This is a genomic window from Actinosynnema pretiosum, assembly GCF_024171695.1.
GTDB lineage: Bacteria > Actinomycetota > Actinomycetes > Mycobacteriales > Pseudonocardiaceae > Actinosynnema > Actinosynnema pretiosum.
Map to the genome: position 1 here is coordinate 350,346 of NZ_JAMTCF010000004.1, position 16,808 is coordinate 367,153.

General features: G+C 74.7%; 18 protein-coding genes. 13 read left to right on the forward strand and 5 right to left on the reverse strand.

Annotated features, from left to right (window positions below; all coding sequences use genetic code 11):
- The first annotated feature begins 56 nt into the window (after positions 1-56).
- The 3 genes from nadA (at position 57) to nadC (ending at position 3,617) form a co-directional block, all read left to right on the forward strand.
- The gene (nadA, locus tag LV78_RS10715; protein WP_253844690.1) at positions 57-1,076 is read left to right on the forward strand and encodes a quinolinate synthase NadA; all 1,020 of its coding nucleotides are present in this window, start codon (positions 57-59) and stop codon (positions 1,074-1,076) included.
- A complete protein-coding gene (locus LV78_RS10720) occupies positions 1,073-2,689 on the forward strand; it encodes an L-aspartate oxidase (protein ID WP_253844691.1) in 1,617 nt (538 codons plus the stop codon). The genes nadA and LV78_RS10720 overlap by 4 nt, the downstream gene beginning before the upstream one ends.
- A gap of 79 nt (positions 2,690-2,768) precedes the next feature.
- On the forward strand, positions 2,769-3,617 hold the full coding sequence (nadC, locus tag LV78_RS10725) for a carboxylating nicotinate-nucleotide diphosphorylase (protein ID WP_253844692.1): 849 nt from the start codon (positions 2,769-2,771) through the stop codon (positions 3,615-3,617).
- 302 nt (positions 3,618-3,919) lie between these two features.
- Here nadC and LV78_RS10730 read toward each other — a convergent pair whose 3' ends face one another.
- Positions 3,920-4,357, reverse strand: coding sequence for a PRC-barrel domain-containing protein (locus LV78_RS10730; protein WP_253844693.1), 438 nt, complete (start codon positions 4,355-4,357; stop codon positions 3,920-3,922).
- A 189-nt stretch (positions 4,358-4,546) separates the two neighbouring features.
- The gene (locus LV78_RS10735) at positions 4,547-5,326 is read right to left on the reverse strand and encodes a carbon-nitrogen hydrolase family protein (protein ID WP_253844694.1); all 780 of its coding nucleotides are present in this window, start codon (positions 5,324-5,326) and stop codon (positions 4,547-4,549) included.
- A 28-nt stretch (positions 5,327-5,354) separates the two neighbouring features.
- Here LV78_RS10735 and LV78_RS10740 point away from each other — a divergent pair, with 28 nt between their 5' ends.
- Both LV78_RS10740 and LV78_RS10745 read left to right on the forward strand, forming a co-directional pair.
- Positions 5,355-6,902, forward strand: coding sequence for an ABC transporter substrate-binding protein (locus LV78_RS10740; RefSeq protein WP_253844695.1), 1,548 nt, complete (start codon positions 5,355-5,357; stop codon positions 6,900-6,902).
- The gene (locus LV78_RS10745) at positions 6,887-8,068 is read left to right on the forward strand and encodes an aminotransferase class V-fold PLP-dependent enzyme (protein ID WP_253844696.1); all 1,182 of its coding nucleotides are present in this window, start codon (positions 6,887-6,889) and stop codon (positions 8,066-8,068) included. The genes LV78_RS10740 and LV78_RS10745 overlap by 16 nt, the downstream gene beginning before the upstream one ends.
- 101 nt (positions 8,069-8,169) lie before the next feature.
- On the opposite strand, the gene LV78_RS10750 is transcribed toward LV78_RS10745, so the two are convergent.
- Positions 8,170-9,489 (reverse strand): M14 family metallopeptidase, encoded by a 1,320-nt coding sequence (locus LV78_RS10750; RefSeq protein ID WP_015804423.1) that lies wholly within the window; start codon positions 9,487-9,489, stop codon positions 8,170-8,172.
- A gap of 194 nt (positions 9,490-9,683) precedes the next feature.
- On the opposite strand from LV78_RS10750, the gene hisD reads away from it, so the two are divergent.
- From hisD to LV78_RS10770, 4 genes are read left to right on the forward strand one after another with little or no spacing between them, the layout of a single operon-like run.
- Entirely contained in the window at positions 9,684-11,000 is a 1,317-nt protein-coding gene (hisD, locus tag LV78_RS10755; RefSeq protein WP_253844697.1) for a histidinol dehydrogenase, read from the forward strand.
- Positions 10,997-12,163 (forward strand): histidinol-phosphate transaminase, encoded by a 1,167-nt coding sequence (locus LV78_RS10760; RefSeq protein WP_253844698.1) that lies wholly within the window; start codon positions 10,997-10,999, stop codon positions 12,161-12,163. Before hisD ends, LV78_RS10760 begins: the two co-directional genes overlap by 4 nt.
- Positions 12,160-12,762, forward strand: a complete 603-nt coding sequence (hisB, locus tag LV78_RS10765; protein ID WP_253844699.1) for an imidazoleglycerol-phosphate dehydratase HisB — start codon at positions 12,160-12,162, stop codon at positions 12,760-12,762. The genes LV78_RS10760 and hisB overlap by 4 nt, the downstream gene beginning before the upstream one ends.
- Positions 12,763-12,918: a CG2302 family histidine operon protein gene (locus tag LV78_RS10770; protein WP_162945570.1), complete on the forward strand. Its 156-nt coding sequence runs from the start codon at positions 12,763-12,765 to the stop codon at positions 12,916-12,918.
- A 49-nt stretch (positions 12,919-12,967) separates the two neighbouring features.
- Here the strand turns inward: LV78_RS10770 and LV78_RS10775 are convergent, their stop codons facing one another.
- Both LV78_RS10775 and soxR read right to left on the reverse strand, forming a co-directional pair.
- On the reverse strand, positions 12,968-13,492 hold the full coding sequence (locus LV78_RS10775) for an RNA 2'-phosphotransferase (RefSeq protein ID WP_253844700.1): 525 nt from the start codon (positions 13,490-13,492) through the stop codon (positions 12,968-12,970).
- A 10-nt stretch (positions 13,493-13,502) separates the two neighbouring features.
- Positions 13,503-13,946 (reverse strand): redox-sensitive transcriptional activator SoxR, encoded by a 444-nt coding sequence (gene soxR, locus LV78_RS10780; RefSeq protein ID WP_253844949.1) that lies wholly within the window; start codon positions 13,944-13,946, stop codon positions 13,503-13,505.
- A gap of 71 nt (positions 13,947-14,017) precedes the next feature.
- Between soxR and LV78_RS10785 the strand changes: the two genes are divergently transcribed.
- The 4 genes from LV78_RS10785 to hisH all read left to right on the forward strand — a co-directional run bounded on the left by LV78_RS10785 (position 14,018) and on the right by hisH (position 16,801).
- Entirely contained in the window at positions 14,018-14,704 is a 687-nt protein-coding gene (locus tag LV78_RS10785; protein ID WP_253844701.1) for a thiamine pyrophosphate-binding protein, read from the forward strand.
- Positions 14,701-15,591, forward strand: coding sequence for a transketolase family protein (locus LV78_RS10790; RefSeq protein WP_253844702.1), 891 nt, complete (start codon positions 14,701-14,703; stop codon positions 15,589-15,591). Before LV78_RS10785 ends, LV78_RS10790 begins: the two co-directional genes overlap by 4 nt.
- A 91-nt stretch (positions 15,592-15,682) precedes the next feature.
- On the forward strand, positions 15,683-16,159 hold the full coding sequence (locus LV78_RS10795; protein WP_253844703.1) for a hypothetical protein: 477 nt from the start codon (positions 15,683-15,685) through the stop codon (positions 16,157-16,159).
- A 9-nt stretch (positions 16,160-16,168) separates the two neighbouring features.
- Positions 16,169-16,801, forward strand: a complete 633-nt coding sequence (gene hisH / locus LV78_RS10800; protein ID WP_253844704.1) for an imidazole glycerol phosphate synthase subunit HisH — start codon at positions 16,169-16,171, stop codon at positions 16,799-16,801.
- Positions 16,802-16,808 lie beyond the last annotated feature (7 nt).

Here is a 16,808-nt window from a genome sequence, read left to right on the forward strand (position 1 = left end):
CGTGTTTTCGTCCCCTGGGCGAAAACCTGGCGACGGGGCTCGGGGAAGGACCACTCATGGCTGCCACCGCTTATCTGGAGCGCGCTTCGGACGGCGCGTACGACGGGATCGCGCCCGACGCGGACTGGCGCGAGGAGGTGCTGCGGCTCGCCCGCGAGCGCGACGCGGTCATCCTGGCGCACAACTACCAGCTGCCCGAGATCCAGGACATCGCCCACCACACCGGCGACTCCCTGGCGCTCAGCCGCATCGCCGCCGCCAGCGAGGCGTCCACGATCATCTTCTGCGGCGTGCACTTCATGGCCGAGACCGCGAAGATCCTCGCCCCGCACAAGACCGTCCTCATCCCGGACGAGCGCGCGGGCTGCTCGCTGGCCGACTCCATCACCGCCGACCAGCTGCGCGAGTGGAAGTCGCAGCACCCCGGCGCGGTCGTGGTGTCCTACGTCAACACCACCGCCGACGTGAAGGCGGAGACCGACATCTGCTGCACCTCGTCCAACGCGGTGGACGTGGTCGCCTCGATCCCGGCCGACCGCGAGGTGCTGTTCCTGCCCGACCAGTTCCTCGGCGCGCACGTCAAGCGCGAGACCGGTCGCGAGAACCTGCACATCTGGGCGGGCGAGTGCCACGTCCACGCGGGCATCAACGGCCCCGAGCTGGCCGCGCGCGCCGCCGAGAACCCGGACGCCGACCTGTTCATCCACCCCGAGTGCGGCTGCGCCACCTCGGCGCTCTACCTCGCGGGCGAGGGCACCGTCCCGGCCGAGCAGGTCAAGATCCTGTCCACCGGCGACATGATCACCGCCGCGCGCGGGACCAGCGCGAAGTCCGTCCTGGTCGCCACCGAGGTCGGGATGCTGCACCAGCTGCGCAAGGCCGCTCCGGAGATCGACTTCCGCCCGGTCAACGACCGCGCGTCCTGCACCTACATGAAGATGATCACCCCGACCGCGCTGCTGCGCTGCCTGCGCGAGAACCGCGACGAGGTGCACGTCGACCTGGAGACCGCCCGCCGCGCCCAGGGGGCCGTGCAGCGCATGATCGAGATCGGTCAGCCCGGCGGCGGCGAGTGAGCGCGGCGCGCTGGGAGGCCCGCGCCGACCTGGTCGTCGTGGGCACCGGCGTGGCGGGCCTCACCGCCGCGCTGCGGGCCCGTGAGCTGGGGCTGCGCGTGCTGGTCGTGACCAAGGCGGCGGGCGGCGACGGCAACACCCGGTGGGCGCAGGGCGGCGTGGCCGTCGTCCTGCCCGGCGAGCACGACGAGGGCGACACCGTCGCCGCGCACGTCGCCGACACGCTCGTCGCGGGCGCGGGCCTGTGCGACGAGGACGCGGTCGCGGCGATCGTCTCCGGCGGACCGGCGGCGGTCACCCGGCTGCGCGAGCGCGGCGCCGTGTTCGACCCAGCCCCCGGCGGGAAGCTCGCCCGCACCCGCGAGGGCGGGCACAGCGCGTTCCGCGTCGTCCACGCGGGCGGCGACGCCACCGGGGCCGAGGTGGAGCGGGCCCTGCTCGCCGCCGCGCTCGACGACCGGGTGCCGGTGCTGGAGGACCACGTCGCCGTCGACGCCGTGCGCACCCCGCTCGGCGCGGTGTGCGGGCTGCTCGTGCTGGACTCGGCCGGTGTGCCCGGCGTCGTCACGGCCCCCGCCGTGCTGCTCGCCTCCGGCGGGCTCGGCCAGCTCTACCAGGCCACCTCCAACCCGGAGGTCGCCACCGGCGACGGGCTTGCGCTCGCCATGCGCGCGGGCGCGCTCGCGGCCGACGTCGAGTTCGTCCAGTTCCACCCGACCGTGCTCTACACCGGGCGCGGCGCGCGCGGCCGGTGCCCGCTGGTCACCGAGGCCGTGCGCGGCGAGGGCGCGGTGCTGCTCGACGCGCTCGGGCAGCGCGTGATGCGCGGCGTGCACCCGCTGGAGGACCTGGCCCCGCGCGACGTGGTCGCCGCCGCCATCACCCGGCACGCGGCCACCGCGCCCGGCGGGGTCGACGACCACGTGTTCCTGGACGCGACCGGCATCGGCGACTTCGCCCGGCGCTTCCCGACCGTGCTGGCCGCGTGCCTGGCGGCCGGGATCGACCCGGCGAGCCAGCCCATCCCGGTCGCGCCCGCCGCGCACTTCGCGTGCGGCGGCGTGGTGGCGGACGTCGACGGGCGCACCGCCGTGACCGGCCTGTACGCGGCGGGCGAGGTGGCCAGGACCGGGCTGCACGGGGCGAACCGGCTGGCGTCGAACAGCCTCCTGGAGGGGCTGGTCGTGGGGGAGCGGGCCGCCGAGGCGGTCGCGGCCGACCTGGCGCTTGGCCTGCTCACCAGGACGACCGGCCACGCCGAGCTGCCGACCGCCCCCGTCGCCGACCGGGACTCGCTGCAGCGGGTGATGAGCCGCTACGCGGCGATCGGGCGGGACGCCGAGGGGCTGGCCGTGGTCGGGTCGGTGCTGGACCTGTCCACCACCGACCGGGTGCTGGACAGCCGGGAGCTGGTCGAGGACGCGGCGCTGACGCTCGCGGCGCGGGCGCTCATCGCGGCGGCCGCGGAGCGGACCGAGACGCGCGGGTGCCACGTGCGGACGGACCACGCGGGGCGCGACGAGGTTCGGTGGTCGCGCAGCCAGGTGGTGCGGCTGACGCCGAGCGGGCAGCCGGTGCTGGCCGATCCGGCGCTGGCGCGGGGCGCGGCGTGAAGGTCGCGCTGGACGTGAGCGGCGCCCGTCGGGGCGTCGCCGGTGTGCGGGGCGGACCCGCACGGGTGAGGGGAGCGGCGTGAGCACCGGACTGGACCTGGACGACGCCCGCGCGGTCATCACGACCGCGCTCGCGGAGGACCTGCGCTACGGGCCCGACGCCACCACGGAGGCCACCGTGCCCGCCGACGCCGTGGCGGTCGCCGAGCTGACCCCGCGCAAGGCCGGGGTGCTCGCCGGGGTGCCGGTGGCGCTGGAGGTGTTCCGGGCGGTGCTCGGGGACGGCGTGGAGGTGCTGGCGCGGGCCGAGGACGGCGCGAAGGCGGTGCCCGGCGAGCCCGCGCTGGTGCTGCGCGGGCCGGTGCGCGGGCTGCTCACGGCCGAGCGGACCGCGCTCAACCTGCTGTGCCACCTGTCCGGCGTGGCCACCGCGACCGCCGCGTGGGTCGACGAGGTCGCCGGGACGAAGGCGGCCGTGCGCGACTCGCGCAAGACGCTGCCGGGGCTGCGGCTGCTGGAGAAGTACGCGGTGCGCTGCGGCGGCGGGGTGAACCACCGGCTCGGGCTCGGCGACGCGGTGCTGGTCAAGGACAACCACGTGCAGGCCGCCGGATCGGTGCGGGCCGCGATCGCGGCGGTGCGCGCGCACGCCCCCGACCTGCCGTGCGAGGTCGAGGTGGACTCGCTGGAGCAGTTCGACGAGGCGCTGGACGAGGGCGTCGGGCTGGTGCTGCTGGACAACTTCACCGTCGCCGACTGCGCCGAGGCGGTCCGCCGGGCGGCCGGGCGCGGGGTGCTGCTGGAGGCGTCCGGGGGGCTGACCCTGGACGTGGCCCGCGCGTACGCCGAGACCGGCGTGGACTACCTGGCGGTCGGCGGCCTGACCCACTCCTCGCCCGCGCTGGACCTGGGGATGGACCTGCGCTGAGCGGGGGACCGGCCGGATCGGGGTGGGCCCGCACTCAGCGGGGGACCCGGCCGGACCGGGGGCCGCGCTGAACAGCGGACCCGGCCGGACCGAAGGGCCGCGCTGAGCGGGATGGGCGCGTCCTGACCGGGGCCGGTTCGCGCCCCGCCCTGGTGGGGCGCGCTGACCGGGCTGGCTCGCGCCGGGTGGGGCGGGTTCGCGCCGATCGGGCTCCGCGCCTACCCTGCTCGCGCCTTTGCCGCCCCCGCGTCCCCCGTGCTCGTCCCGCCGTCCGGTGGCCCTCGCCACCGGACGGCGGCGCGCTACTGCGCGCCTCCCACCTCGTCCTCGTCGGCCGAGGGCCAGCGCTCCGCGGCGATCCGGTCGCTGATCGCCCGGCCGCCACTGAAGTTGCTGCCGGTCAACCGGTCGTGGTCACCCGTTCGCGGGGTCACGCCGTAGTAGCTGTACAGCTCGGCCTGCTGGGCGTCCGTCAGCACCTCGCCCGTGACCTCCAGGTGCGGCGAGTCGCGCACCCACTGCTTGGCGAACGGCACCACGATCGTCTGCTCGTCGATCGCCGCCTGCTGGATCGGCACGAACCGCTCCCGCAGCCCGAGCAGCCCGGTGTGCACCGAGGCCCACACCAGCCGCCCGTCCTCGTCGTCCAGCCACACCCGCTTCACCGACCCGATGCGCTTGCCGCGCTCGTCCAGCACCTCGCAGTCGTGGAGTCGGTCCACGTCGACCGGGTTGATCATCACGCAGCTCCCCTCGCGGGGCACCCCCGCCAGGTTCCGAGCTACCCGCTCCCCGCGCCCGACACCCGTCCCGAGCAGGCGGTCCACCCGGAAGTGATCGAGGTTTCACACCGCTGCGCGCCAGTGCCGCAGGGAAGCCGGGCGCCCCGCCCAGCACAACCGTCCCACCCGGCGCAACCGCCCCGCCCGCTACAACCGCCGGTTCGCCAGCACCGGCAGCACCTCGCGCGCCTTCGCCACCGCCGCCACGTCCACGTCCACCACCAGCACCCCCGGTTCGGCCCCCAGCTCGGCCACCACCCCGCCCATCGGCCCCACCGCCAGGCTGTGCCCCACCCCGGTCGGCGCCGAGCCCGCCTGCTCGCCGGGGTCGGACTGGCCGCACGCCAGCACCCACGTCGTGCTGTCCAGCGCCCGCGCCCGCGCCAGCAGCCGCCACTGCTCCACCTTGCCCTCGCCCGCCCCCCACGACGCGGCCACCACCACGGCCGCCGCGCCCCGGTCCGCCAAGGCCCGGAACAGCTCGGGGAACCGCACGTCGTAGCAGGTCGCCAGGCCCAGCCCCACCCCGTCGACCTCCACCACCAGCGGCTCGCCGCCGGGTGCCACGGTGCGCGACTCGGTGAAGCCGAACGCGTCGAACAGGTGGATCTTGTCGTACCCGACGTGGTGGTCACCGCCGGTGACCAGGAGGGTGTTGGCCACTCGTCCGTCGGGCGATGGGGTGAACATCCCCGCCACCACGACCACCCCGTGCTCGTCCGCGACCGCCCGCACCGCCGTCGCCCACGGTCCGTCCAGCGGCTCCGCCACCGGACCGAGGGGCACGCCGAACCGGCACATCACCGCCTCGGGCAGCACCACCACCCGCGCGCCCCGCGCGGCGGCCGTCGCCACCTGCGTCTTCACCAGCCCCAGGTTGGCCGCCGGGTCGGTGGTCGAGTTGAACTGGCACAGCGCGACACGCATGACCCCACTCTAGGTAGTGTCGGGCCCCGTGCGCGCCCTCCTGCTCCCGTCCGCCCTGGCCCTCCTCGTCGGCGTCGCGGGGTGCACCGGGTCGCCCACGCCGAACGCGGGCGGCACCGACGACAACAGCTCCATGGTGCTCGCCCAGGCCGTCGAGCCCACCTCGCTGAACCCGCTGCTCGGCTACGGCGCGAACGGCGCCGCCAAGGTCTACGACGGGCTCGTCGCGCACTCCGCCGACCTCACCCTCGCCCCGGCCCTCGCCGAGCAGCTGCCCACCCCCTCCGCCGACGGCCTGTCCTGGACCGCGACCCTGCGCGAGGGCGTCAAGTTCAGCGACGGCTCCACCTTCGGCCCCGAGGACGTCGTCGCCACCTACCGCGCCCTGCTCGACCCGGCCACCGGCTCGACCGTCCGCGCCGACTTCGCCGGGTTGCAGGGCGTCGAGCAGCTGGACGACCGCACCGTCCGGTTCGCCCTGGAGAAGCCCTGGGCCGCGTTCCCGCACAAGCTCGTCCTCGGCATCCTGCCCAGCGAGGCGCTCGGCGTGCCCCTCGACCAGGTCAAGCCCATCGGCACCGGCCCCTACCAGGTCGTCGAGCACAAGCGCGGCGACCGCCTCCAGCTCACCGCCAACCCCGAGTTCCGGGGCGGCGCGCCGGGCGTGCGCGAGCTGACCGTCGTGTTCGTGCCCGACGACAACACCCGCGCCCAGCGGATGCAGGCGGGCGACTTCGACGGCGCCGAGCTGCCGCCCCGCCTCGCCTCCCTCGCGGGCTCGGCCAGCGGGATGCGGCTGATCACCCACCGGTCCGCCGACCTGCGCGCGGTCACCCTGCCCACCGGCAACCAGGTCACCGGCGACCCGGCGATCCGCGCCGCCCTCAACGCCGCCGTCGACCGGGAGGCCCTCGTGCAGAGCCTGCTGGGCGGCAAGGGCGCCGCCGCCAGCACCCCGGTCCCGGAGACCACGCCCGAGTACGTCGACACCACCGCGTCGATCCGCCACGACAAGGCCCGCGCCGAGCAGCTGCTCGACCAGGCGGGCTGGGCCAAGGGGGCGGACGGGATGCGCTCGCGCGACGGCGCGCCCGCCCGGTTCACCCTGATGTACCCGATCGGCGACGTCGTCCGCAACGACCTGGCCACCGGCTTCGCCGCCGACGCCCGCGCGGTCGGCGTCGACGTGCAGCTCGCAGGCCTGGCCTGGGACTCGATCCGGCCCCGCCTCGGCCAGGACGCGCTGCTGTGGGCGGGCGGCTCCCCGTTCGACCCCGACCTCGCCCTCACCGCCGCGCTGCGCACCGGCAACCCGTGGGGCTACTCCGACCCGGTCGTGGACGCCGCGCTCGACACCGGTCGCGCCCAGCTCGACCCCGCCCAGCGGGCCACCGCCTACCGGCAGTTCCAGCGCGCCTACGTCGAGGACCCGGCGATGGTCGTGCTCGCCCTGGTCCAGCACACCTACGTGGTGCGCGACAACTGGAACGGCTACCAGCAGGTGGTGGACACGGCGGGCGCCGGTCCGCTCTCCTGGGGGCCGTGGTGGAACATCGAGAAGTGGGGTTCCAAGTGATCGACCTGACCACCGTCCGAGCCGACACCCCCGCCGCCTCCCGAGGCGCCTTCCTCGACTCGGCGGGCTCCTCCCTCCCGCCGAACCAGGTCGTCGACGAGGTCGTCGGCCACCTGCGCCGCGAGGCCGAGATCGGCGGCTACCTCGCCGCCGCCGAGCGCGCCGACGACCTCGAAGCCGGGTACGGCGTGCTCGCCGAGCTCCTCGGGGCCGAACCCGACGAGATCGCCTTCACCGACAGCGCCACCCGCTCGTGGCTGTCCGCGTTCGACGCCGTCCCGCTGGCCGCCGGTGACCGGGTGCTGGTCACCGAGGTCGAGTACGCGGGCAACGCCATCCCGGTCCTGCAGCGCGCCCGCGAGGTCGGCGCGACCGTGGAGACCATCCCGTCCGACGCGGCAGGCCAGGTCGACGTGGCCGCGCTGCGGGAGCTGCTGGACGAGCGGGTCAAGCTGGTCTCCCTCGTGCACGCCCCCACCAACGGCGGCCTGGTCAACCCGGTCCGCGAGGTCGCCGACGCCGCGCACGAGGTGGGCGCGCTGGTGCTGCTGGACGCCTGCCAGAGCATCGGCCAGCTGCCGGTGCGCGCCGACGAGCTGGGCGTGGACCTGATCTCCGCCACCGGCCGCAAGTGGCTGCGCGGGCCCAGGGGCACCGGCGTGCTGGTCGTCCGCAGGGCCGTCGCCGAGCGGGTGCGGCCCCGGCTGGTCGACCTGCACGGCGGCGAGTGGACCGGACCGGCCGAGTTCTCGGTGCGCGCGGACGCCAGGGCCCACGAGCTGTGGGAGTACGGCATCGCCGACCGGCTCGGCCTCATCACCGCCGCCCGCTACGCCCTGGACCTGGGGATCGACGCCATTGCCGCCGAGGTGTCCGCGCGCGCCGAGCGGCTGCGCGCCGGGCTGTCCGGGATCAGCGGGGTGACCGTGCGCGACCTGGGGGAGCGGCGCTCCGGCATCGTCACGTTCACCGTCGACGGCCGGGAGCCCTCGGACGTGAGGGCCCGGCTCGCCGAGGCGGACGTCACCGTCACCACCAGCGGGCTCACCTCCACCCGGCTGGACATGACCAGGCGCGGCGTCACCGAGGTGGTCCGGGCCTCCCCGCACTACTTCCTCGAACCCGCCCAGGTCGACCGGGCCGTGGACGTCGTCGCCGGGCTCTGAGCGGGGACGACGGGCGAGAGCGGCAGGACGGGCGAGAGCGGCGGCCCGGTCGCGCGGGGAGGTTCGGGGCCCCCGCGCGGCCGGGCCGCGTCGCTACCGGGTCAGCAGGTGCTGCTGATGATCCGGGGCGGGCAGTCCGCGTAGCCCAGGAACAGCTCCACGGCCGAGTCGTTGCGCGCGGTCTGCGCCGCGATGACCGTGTCGCGCGGGTAGAACCCGCTCGTCCCGCCGCCCGAGGACGGGTACATCTCGAACGTGTAGCTCCAGATCTTGTGCGTGCCCCACATCCAGTCGTCCACCGCGCCGTCGGTGATGTACAGGTCGCTGGCCTGCTGCGGGGTGTACCCGTTCAGCGCGGCCATCCGCCTGCCCAGCGTGGAGAACACGCTGGCCTGCGTGGCGTTCAGCCCGGTGTCGGTGTCCGAGTAGGTGTAGCCGTACGGCCACAGGATCAGCTCGGAGTAGGTGTGCCAGTCGATGTTGGCCTTGATCTGCTGCACGCCGCCGACGACCCGGCTGCCCACGAAGTCGCGGATGTTGCGGGTCTCCGGCGCGGAGAACGCGGCGGTGCCCCGGTAGGTCTCCGACGACCCGGAGCCGCTGGAACCGCCGCAGCAGCCCCACTTGTAGCCCCAGTTGCGGTTCGGGTCGGTGCCGACCGACGTCGAGTTCGGCTGCCGGTTCTTGCGCCACGCCCGCAGCGTGCCCGCCGCGATGTCGTACTCGGCGCCGTCCGGGTTGACGCTGGGCACGATCCAGATCTCCCGCGAGTCCACCAGGGACTTGATCGTGGGGTTCGTGGCGTAGCCGTCGGTGTAGCGCTTGATGATGTGCAGGCACATCTCGACGGTCAGGTGCTCGCGCGCGTGCTGGTTGCAGGTGAACAGCACCTCGGGCTCGGCCTCGTCGACCGACGGGTTGTCGCTGAGCTTGATGGCCCACTGGTCGCGGCCCTCGTACGACTTGCCGATGCTGCGCAGCGTGACCAGGGTGGGGTGGTCGGTCACGGTCTGCCGCAGCTCGGCGACCATCTCGGCGTAGTTGTGGTACCCGGTGTACCCGGACGGGAAGTCTCTGGCGCCCACCTCGCCCGGCTTCGGATCGGCGAACTGCACCTTCCCCAGCGCCGCCAGCTCGGCGTTCGCGTCGCCCAGCGACCTGGTGGGCAGTCCGGTGGCCGTCAGCAGGCTCCGGTGGTTCGGCTCGGCGACGACCGTCATCCGGTCGCCGTCGACGCCGAGCACGTCGACCCCGGTGTCGGCGACCCTCGTGCGCTGCTGCGCGTCGACGGCCGTGATCTCGACCAGCTCCCGCTGGGGGGACTTCTGCGCGCTCGGCTGCGCGGACCCGGTGTGCAGGGGCACCAGGACCAGGCAGGCTCCGAGCGCCACGGCCGTGAGACCGCGTCGCTTGAAGGACATCTGCTTCCTCCATCATCAGGCAGGGTTGTGCGACGGAGTGCGGCGACCTCGTTGTCGCGCACCACGCAGCGTGGCGCTCCCGTCACCCTTCGGAAAGGTCCATTGGACGGCTTCACCGCATGGTGTGAGAGCTGACAGTTGACGCACCACGGGCCTGCCACTCGCCCGGATGGTGGACGCCCTACCCTGGTGACATGCTCAACCGCGTCGACCTGCGAGGTCGGGTCCCGTCCGCCGCCGAACTGCGCGCCGCACTGCCGCGCGCCGAGGTCGACGTGGACGCGGTGCTGCATCAGGTCCGCCCGCTGGTGCAGGACGTGCGGGACCGGGGCGTCGAGGCCGTGCTGGAGCACACCGAGCGCTTCGACGGCGTCCGCCCCGAGCGGGTGCGCGTGCCGCAGGCCGAGCTGGACGCCGCGCTCGCCGGGCTCGACCCCGAGGTCAGGGCCGCGCTGGAGGAGTCCATCGCCCGCGCCCGCGCCGTCCACGCCGACCAGCGCCGCACCGACACCACTACCAAGGTCGTGCCCGGCGGCACGGTCACCGAGCGCTGGGTCCCGGTCCGCCGGGTCGGCCTGTACGCGCCCGGCGGCCTCGCCGTGTACCCGTCCAGCGTGGTCATGAACGTCGTCCCCGCGCAGACGGCGGGCGTCGAGTCGCTCGTGGTGTGCTCGCCGCCGCAGGCCGACTTCGGCGGGCTGCCGCACCCCACCGTGCTGGCCGCCGCCGCGCTGCTCGGCGTCACCGAGGTGTGGGCGGTCGGCGGCGCGCTCGCCGTCGCGCTGCTCGCGCACGGCGGCACGGACACCACCGGGGACGAGCTGGAGGCCGTCGACCTGGTCACCGGCCCCGGCAACATCTACCTGACCGCCGCGAAGCGCCTGCTGCGCGGCCTGATCGGCATCGACGCCGAGGCCGGTCCCACCGAGATCGCGGTGCTCGCCGACGAGACCGCCGACCCGGTGCACGTGGCCGCCGACCTGATCAGCCAGGCCGAGCACGACCCGCTGGCCGCCGCCGTCCTGGTCACCACCTCCGAGCCGCTCGCCGACGCCGTCGACGCCGAGCTGGCCCGGCTGGTGCCGGGGACCAAGCACCACGAGCGGGTCCGCACCGCGCTCACCGGCGAGCAGTCCGGCGTCGTGCTGGTGTCCACCGTGGACGACGGCCTGCGCGTCGTGGACGCCTACGCCGCCGAGCACCTGGAGATCCAGACCGCCGACGCCGCCGCCGTGGCCGCGCGGGTGCGCGCCGCCGGTGCGGTGTTCGTCGGGCCGCACTCGCCGGTGTCGCTGGGCGACTACTGCGCGGGCTCGAACCACGTGCTGCCCACCGGCGGCTGCGCCCGGCACTCGTCGGGGCTGTCCGTGCAGACGTTCCTGCGCGGCATCCACGTCGTGGACTACAGCGAGGACGCCCTGCGCGAGGTCGCGGCCAAGGTCGTGGCGCTCGCCGAGGCCGAGGACCTGCCCGCGCACGGCCAGGCCGTGACGGCGAGGTTCCCCCGATGAGCCCGAGGCTGGACAGCTCCGACCTGGAGCGGGAGAGCGCCGTCCTGGAGCGGGAGGGCGCCGCCGCGCCCGGCGAGCGGGTGGGCCTCGCGGACCTGCCGCTGCGCGAGGACCTGCGCGGCAGGTCGCCGTACGGCGCGCCGCAGCTGGACGTGCCGATCCGGCTCAACACCAACGAGAACCCGTACCCGCCGACCCCGGAGCTGGTCGCCGAGATCACCGCCGAGGTGGCCGAGGCGGCGGCCGAGCTGCACCGCTACCCGGACCGCGACGCCCGCGCGCTGCGCGCCGACCTCGCCCGGTACCTCGCGGGCGCGACCGGCGTGCCGCTGACCGAGCGGAACCTGTGGGCGGCCAACGGGTCCAACGAGATCCTGCAGCAGGTGCTCCAGGCCTTCGGCGGACCCGGCCGCACCGCGCTCGGCTTCGAGCCGTCCTACTCGATGCACCCGATCATCGCGGCGGGCACCAGGACGGAGTGGTTCCCCGCGCCCCGGCGCGCGGACTTCTCCCTGGACACCGACCGGGCCGCCGAGGTCGTGGCCGAGCGGCGGCCGGACGTGGTGTTCGTGACCAGCCCCAACAACCCCACCGGGCAGTCCGTGCCCACCGAGGACCTGCGCGGGCTCCTGGAGGCCGCGCCCGGCGTGGTCCTGGTGGACGAGGCCTACGCCGAGTTCTCCGACCGGCCCAGCGCGGTCGGGCTGCTGGCGGAGTTCCCGCACAAGCTCATCGTCAGCCGCACCATGAGCAAGGCGTTCGCGTTCGCGGGCGGGCGGCTCGGCTACCTGGCCGCCGCCCCCGCCGTGGTCGACGCGCTGCTGCTCGTGCGGCTGCCCTACCACCTGTCCGCGCTCACCCAGGCCGCCGCGCGCGCCGCCCTCCGGCACGCGGGCGCCACCCTCGGGTCGGTGGCGCTGCTGGCCGCCGAGCGCGACCGGGTGGTGTCCGAGCTGTCCGGCATGGGCTTCGACGTGACGCCCAGCAACGCCAACTTCGTCCTGTTCGGCGAGTTCGCCGACGCGCGCGCCACCTGGCAGGAGTACCTGGACCGGGGCGTGCTCATCCGCGACGTCGGCATCCCCGGCAGGCTCAGGGTGACCATCGGCACGCCGGACGAGAACAACGGTTTCCTGTCAGCGAGCAAGGAGGTCAGCCGGTGAGCCGGGTCGGCAGGGTGGAGCGCGCCACCAGGGAGTCCTCGGTGCTGGTCGAGGTCGACCTCGACGGCACGGGGCAGGTGGAGATCGACACGGGCGTGCCGTTCTACAACCACATGCTCAACGCGCTCGGCACGCACGGATCGCTGGACCTGGTGGTCAGGGCCACCGGCGACACGGACATCGACGCGCACCACACCGTCGAGGACACCGCGATCGTGCTCGGCCAGGCGCTGAGGCAGGCCCTCGGCGACAAGAAGGGCATCCGCCGCTTCGGCGACTGCTGGATCCCCATGGACGAGACCCTCGCGCACGCGGCGGTCGACGTGTCCGGCCGCCCGTACTGCGTGCACACCGGCGAACCGGCCGAGTTCAACGCCTTCACCATCGGCGGGAACTACCCGTTCGTGCTGAACCGGCACGTGTTCGACTCGCTGGCGTTCCACGCGGGCATCGCGCTGCACGTGCGCGTGGAGTACGGCCGCGACCCGCACCACATCGCGGAGGCGCAGTACAAGGCGATCGGCCGGGCGCTGCGCGCGGCGGTCGAGCCGGACCCGCGCGTGGCGGGCGTCGTCCCGTCCACGAAGGGCGTGCTGTAGGTGCAGAAGGAGTACGTGGTCTACGGGACCATCGCGGTCGCCGGGTTCCTGCTGGGCGGCGTGTACAGCACCTGGAAGACGAACCGGGGGTTCGCGGTCGTGCTGGGCGTGCTGGCGGTGCTCGCCGTCGGCGGCGCGGTGGCCTGGGCGCTGTGAGCCGCTGACCTGGAGCTGACGGGTCCGGGGGCGGGTGGCCGCCCCCGGATCAGCGCTGCCGCAGGTAGTCCGGCGGCACGGCGGCGACCAGCCACACCCCGTTCTCGCTGACGCTGAACGCGTGGCCGTCGGCGTGCATCCGCGCCGCGTCCACCTCCAGCACCACCGGCCTGCCCCGGCGCGCGCCCACCTGCGTCGCGGTCGCCAGGTCGGTGGACAGGTGCACCGCGTGCCGGTTCATCGGCCGCAGCCCCTCCACCAGGACGTCCGGCAGCGCCTTGACGTTCGTGCCGTGGAACAGCACCCCCGGCGGCTCCACCTGGGCGAGCCCCAGCTCCACGGCGACGCTGTGCCCCTGGTTGGCCCTGATCCGGTCGCCCCGCACGGTGAAGCGCCGCTTGTTGTTGCGCTCCACCACCTCCAGCACGGACGCCCGGTCGGTGCGCAGCGCCCGCACCAGCTTCCCCAGGTCCACCCACCCCGCCGCGTCCAGGGCCAGCCCGTACCGGCCGGGGTCGTGGCGCAGGCAGCGCGACATCCGCTTGGACAGCTTGACCACTTCGTCCTCGGTCACGTGCTTCCTCTCAGGTCCCGCCCTCCGAGGCGGGCTTCAGCTTGGGCGCGCCCGGCCCGTCGGCGGCCTGCTGGTCGTCGAAGTTCTGCAGCAGGCAGCTCCGCAGGGACAGGCAGCCGCAGCCCACGCAGGAGGTCAGCCGGTCGCGCAGCCTGATCAGCGCGTCGATCCGGGCGTCGAGCTCAGAGTGCCACTGCCCGGACAGCCTGCTCCAGTCGGTTTTCGTCGGCGTGCGCCCCTCCGGCAGCGTCGCCAGCGCCGCCCGCACCTCCTCCAGGCTCAGCCCCACCCGCTGCGCGGTGCGGATGAACGCCAGCCTGCGCAGCACGTGCCTGGGGTAGCGGCGCTGGTTGCCCGCCGTGCGCTCCGAGGCGATCAGCCCGCGCTCCTCGTAGAACCGCAGCGCCGTGTGCGGCACCCCGCTGCGCTCGGCGACCTGGCCGATGGTCAACATCTCCGGCAACTTGCTCACCAGCTCAACCTTACTGTTGACCTCGACCTTGGTCGAGGTTGTTGGCTGTAGCCATGACCACGGCGACCGATTACGCCGCCCTCCCCGCGCTCATCACGCGGATGACCGGCGACGAGAAGCACGGGTGGGCCGCGGAGTCCACCCTCGACGTCCTCTGGGTCCTCTACGACCGGGTGCTGCGGGTCGACCCGCGCCACCTCGACGACCCCGACCGGGACCGGTTCCTGCTGTCCAAGGGGCACGGTCCGATGGCCTACTACGCGGTCCTCGCCGCCAAGGGCTTCCTCGACCCGGCCGAGCTGGACGGCTGGGCGGGCTGGGGCTCGCGGCTGGGCCTGCACCCCGACGGCGTGCTCGTGCCCGGCGTCGAGATCGGCAGCGGCTCGCTCGGCCACGGCCTGCCCATCGCGGTCGGCGTCGCCATCGGCCTGCGCCTGCGCGGCAGGCCCGACCCCGCCGTGCACGTGCTCGTCGGCGACGCCGAGCTGGACGAGGGCAGCAACCACGAGGCCATCGCGGTGGCGGGCAGGCGCGGCCTGGACTCGCTCGTGACCACCGTCGTGGACAACTCCTCCGGCTCGCTCGGCTGGCCCGGCGGCGTCGCCCGCCGCTTCGAGGTCGAGGGCTGGGCCACCGCCGAGGTGGACGGCCGCGACCACGACGCGCTGCACGCCGCGTACACCGCCCCGCACCCCGGCAGGCCGCTGGCCGTCGTCGCGAAGGTGGAGGCCAAGCGATGAGCACCACCACCATGCGCGAGGTCTTCGCCCGCGTCCTGCGGACCGGCCTCGCCGAGGACCCGAGGATCGCCGCCGTCATCGCCGAGATCTCCCGCGACGTGCTGCCCGACCACGAGCGCGTGGTCAACGTCGGCATCCGCGAGCAGGCCATGGTCGGCGTCGGCGCTGGCCTGGCCCTCACCGGCCTGCGCCCGGTCGTCCACTCCTACGCCCCGTTCCTGGTCGAGCGCCCGTACGAGCAGCTCAAGCTCGACCTCGGCCACCAGGACCTCGGCGCGGTCCTGGTCGGCATCGGCGGCTCCTACGACGACCCCGGCCTCGGCCGCACCCACCAGTCGCCCGCCGACGTGGCCCTGATCGACACCCTGCCCGGCTGGACCGTGCACGTCCCCGGCCACCCCGACGAGGTCGAACCGCTGCTCACCGCCGCGCTGGCCCGCGACGACCGCACCTACCTGCGGCTGTCCCTGCGGACCAACGCCGCCCCGCTCCCGGTGGTCGAGGGGTTCACCGAGGTGCGGCGCGGCGGCGCGGGCGTGGTGATCGCGGTCGGCCCGGTGCTGGACGACGTCCTCGCCGCGGTGTCCGACCTGGACGTGACCGTGCTCTACGCCACCACGGTCCGCCCGTTCGACTCGGCGGGCCTGCGCCGCGCGGTGGCCCACGCCCGCCCGGACGTGCTGCTGGTCGAGCCGTACCTGGAGGGCACCTCCGCGCACCGGGTGGCGGCGGCCCTGGCGGACGAGCCGCACCGGCTGCGCTCGCTGGGCGTGCGCCGGGACGAGGAGCTGCGCGCCTACGGCACCACCGCCGACCACGACAGCGCCCACGAGCTCGACCCGGTGGGCATCCGGGAGGCGGCCCGACGGCTGTTCGGGAGGCGCTGAGGGGGCGCTGGACCGGGACGCCCCCCACGTGCCCCGCGCACGTGGGGGGCATCCACGAGCCGACCACCCCCGCTGAGGCATGATCTCCACCGTGAGCGCGCCGAGAACGCTGATCTGGACGTCCGCGCCGACCGCGGAGCTGCAGCTGGCCCTGCACCGGGCCGAGGCCGGTCCCGCCGCACTCGTCCCGCTGACCTCCGGCACCGTCCTGCTCCCGCGCCGGGAGACCGGCTACACCGCCGCGACCAGGCTCGCCGAGCAGTGCCGCGCGGTCGGCGACAAGGCCGTGGTCCTGCGCTGGAGCCCGGCGGGCGAGCTGTGGGACGACGGCAGTGCCGCAGGCCACACCGGGGCCGCCCGCAAGCTCGTCCCGCTGACCCGCTGGTGGGGCCTGCGCAAGGCGGCGGCCGACCTCGACCTGCCCGACGACGCCCGCGAGGTGCGCAGACTCGTCGACGAGGGCCGCGCCGACACCTGGGTGTCCGCGCTGCCGGGCCGCGCGGGCCTGGCCATCAACACGGTCCTCCCGGTGGTCCCGGTGACCCAGGGCGGCTCGCCGTTGGCCTAGCCTGGTGCCGTGGCACGCGTCGTCGTACTGGACTACGGATCAGGCAACCTCCGCTCCGCCGAGCGGGCGCTCCAGCGCGTCGGCGCGGACGTGGAGGTGACCGCCGACCCCAAGGCGGCGCTGGCGGCGGACGGGCTGGTGGTCCCCGGCGTCGGCGCCTACGCGGCCTGCGTGGCGGGCCTGAACGCCGTGCGCGGCGGCAGGCTCATCGGCCAGCGCCTCGCGGGCGGCAGGCCGGTGCTGGGCATCTGCGTCGGGATGCAGATCCTGTTCGCGCGGGGCATCGAGCACGGCCTGGAGACCGAGGGCTGCGGCGAGTGGCCCGGCACGGTCGAGCGCCTCCAGGCCCCGATCGTGCCGCACATGGGCTGGAACACGGTGCGGACCCCGGAGGGCTCCCAGCTCTTCGCCGGGCTGGCCGAGGACACCCGCTTCTACTTCGTGCACTCCTACGGCGTCCGCACCTGGGAGCTCCAGCCCGCCGAGCACCTGCGCCCGCCGCTGGTGACGTGGGCCGAGCACGGGGGCGACCGGTTCGTCGCGGCGGTGGAGAACGGTCCGCTGCAGGCCACCCAGTTCCACCCGGAGAAGTCCGGTGACGCGGGCGCGCACCTGCTGGAGAACTGGCTCAAGTCGTTCTGAGCCGCAG

Coding starts and splice junctions, on each gene's coding strand:
- nadA (WP_253844690.1), top strand. CDS start 57: ATGGCTGCCACCGCTTATCTGGAGCGCGCTTCGGACGGCGCGTACGAC.
- LV78_RS10730 (WP_253844693.1), bottom strand. CDS start 4,357: ATGATCAACCCGGTCGACGTGGACCGACTCCACGACTGCGAGGTGCTG.
- LV78_RS10735 (WP_253844694.1), bottom strand. CDS start 5,326: ATGCGTGTCGCGCTGTGCCAGTTCAACTCGACCACCGACCCGGCGGCC.
- LV78_RS10750 (WP_015804423.1), bottom strand. CDS start 9,489: ATGTCCTTCAAGCGACGCGGTCTCACGGCCGTGGCGCTCGGAGCCTGC.
- hisD (WP_253844697.1), top strand. CDS start 9,684: ATGCTCAACCGCGTCGACCTGCGAGGTCGGGTCCCGTCCGCCGCCGAA.
- LV78_RS10760 (WP_253844698.1), top strand. CDS start 10,997: ATGAGCCCGAGGCTGGACAGCTCCGACCTGGAGCGGGAGAGCGCCGTC.
- soxR (WP_253844949.1), bottom strand. CDS start 13,946: ATGTTGACCATCGGCCAGGTCGCCGAGCGCAGCGGGGTGCCGCACACG.
- LV78_RS10785 (WP_253844701.1), top strand. CDS start 14,018: ATGACCACGGCGACCGATTACGCCGCCCTCCCCGCGCTCATCACGCGG.
- LV78_RS10790 (WP_253844702.1), top strand. CDS start 14,701: ATGAGCACCACCACCATGCGCGAGGTCTTCGCCCGCGTCCTGCGGACC.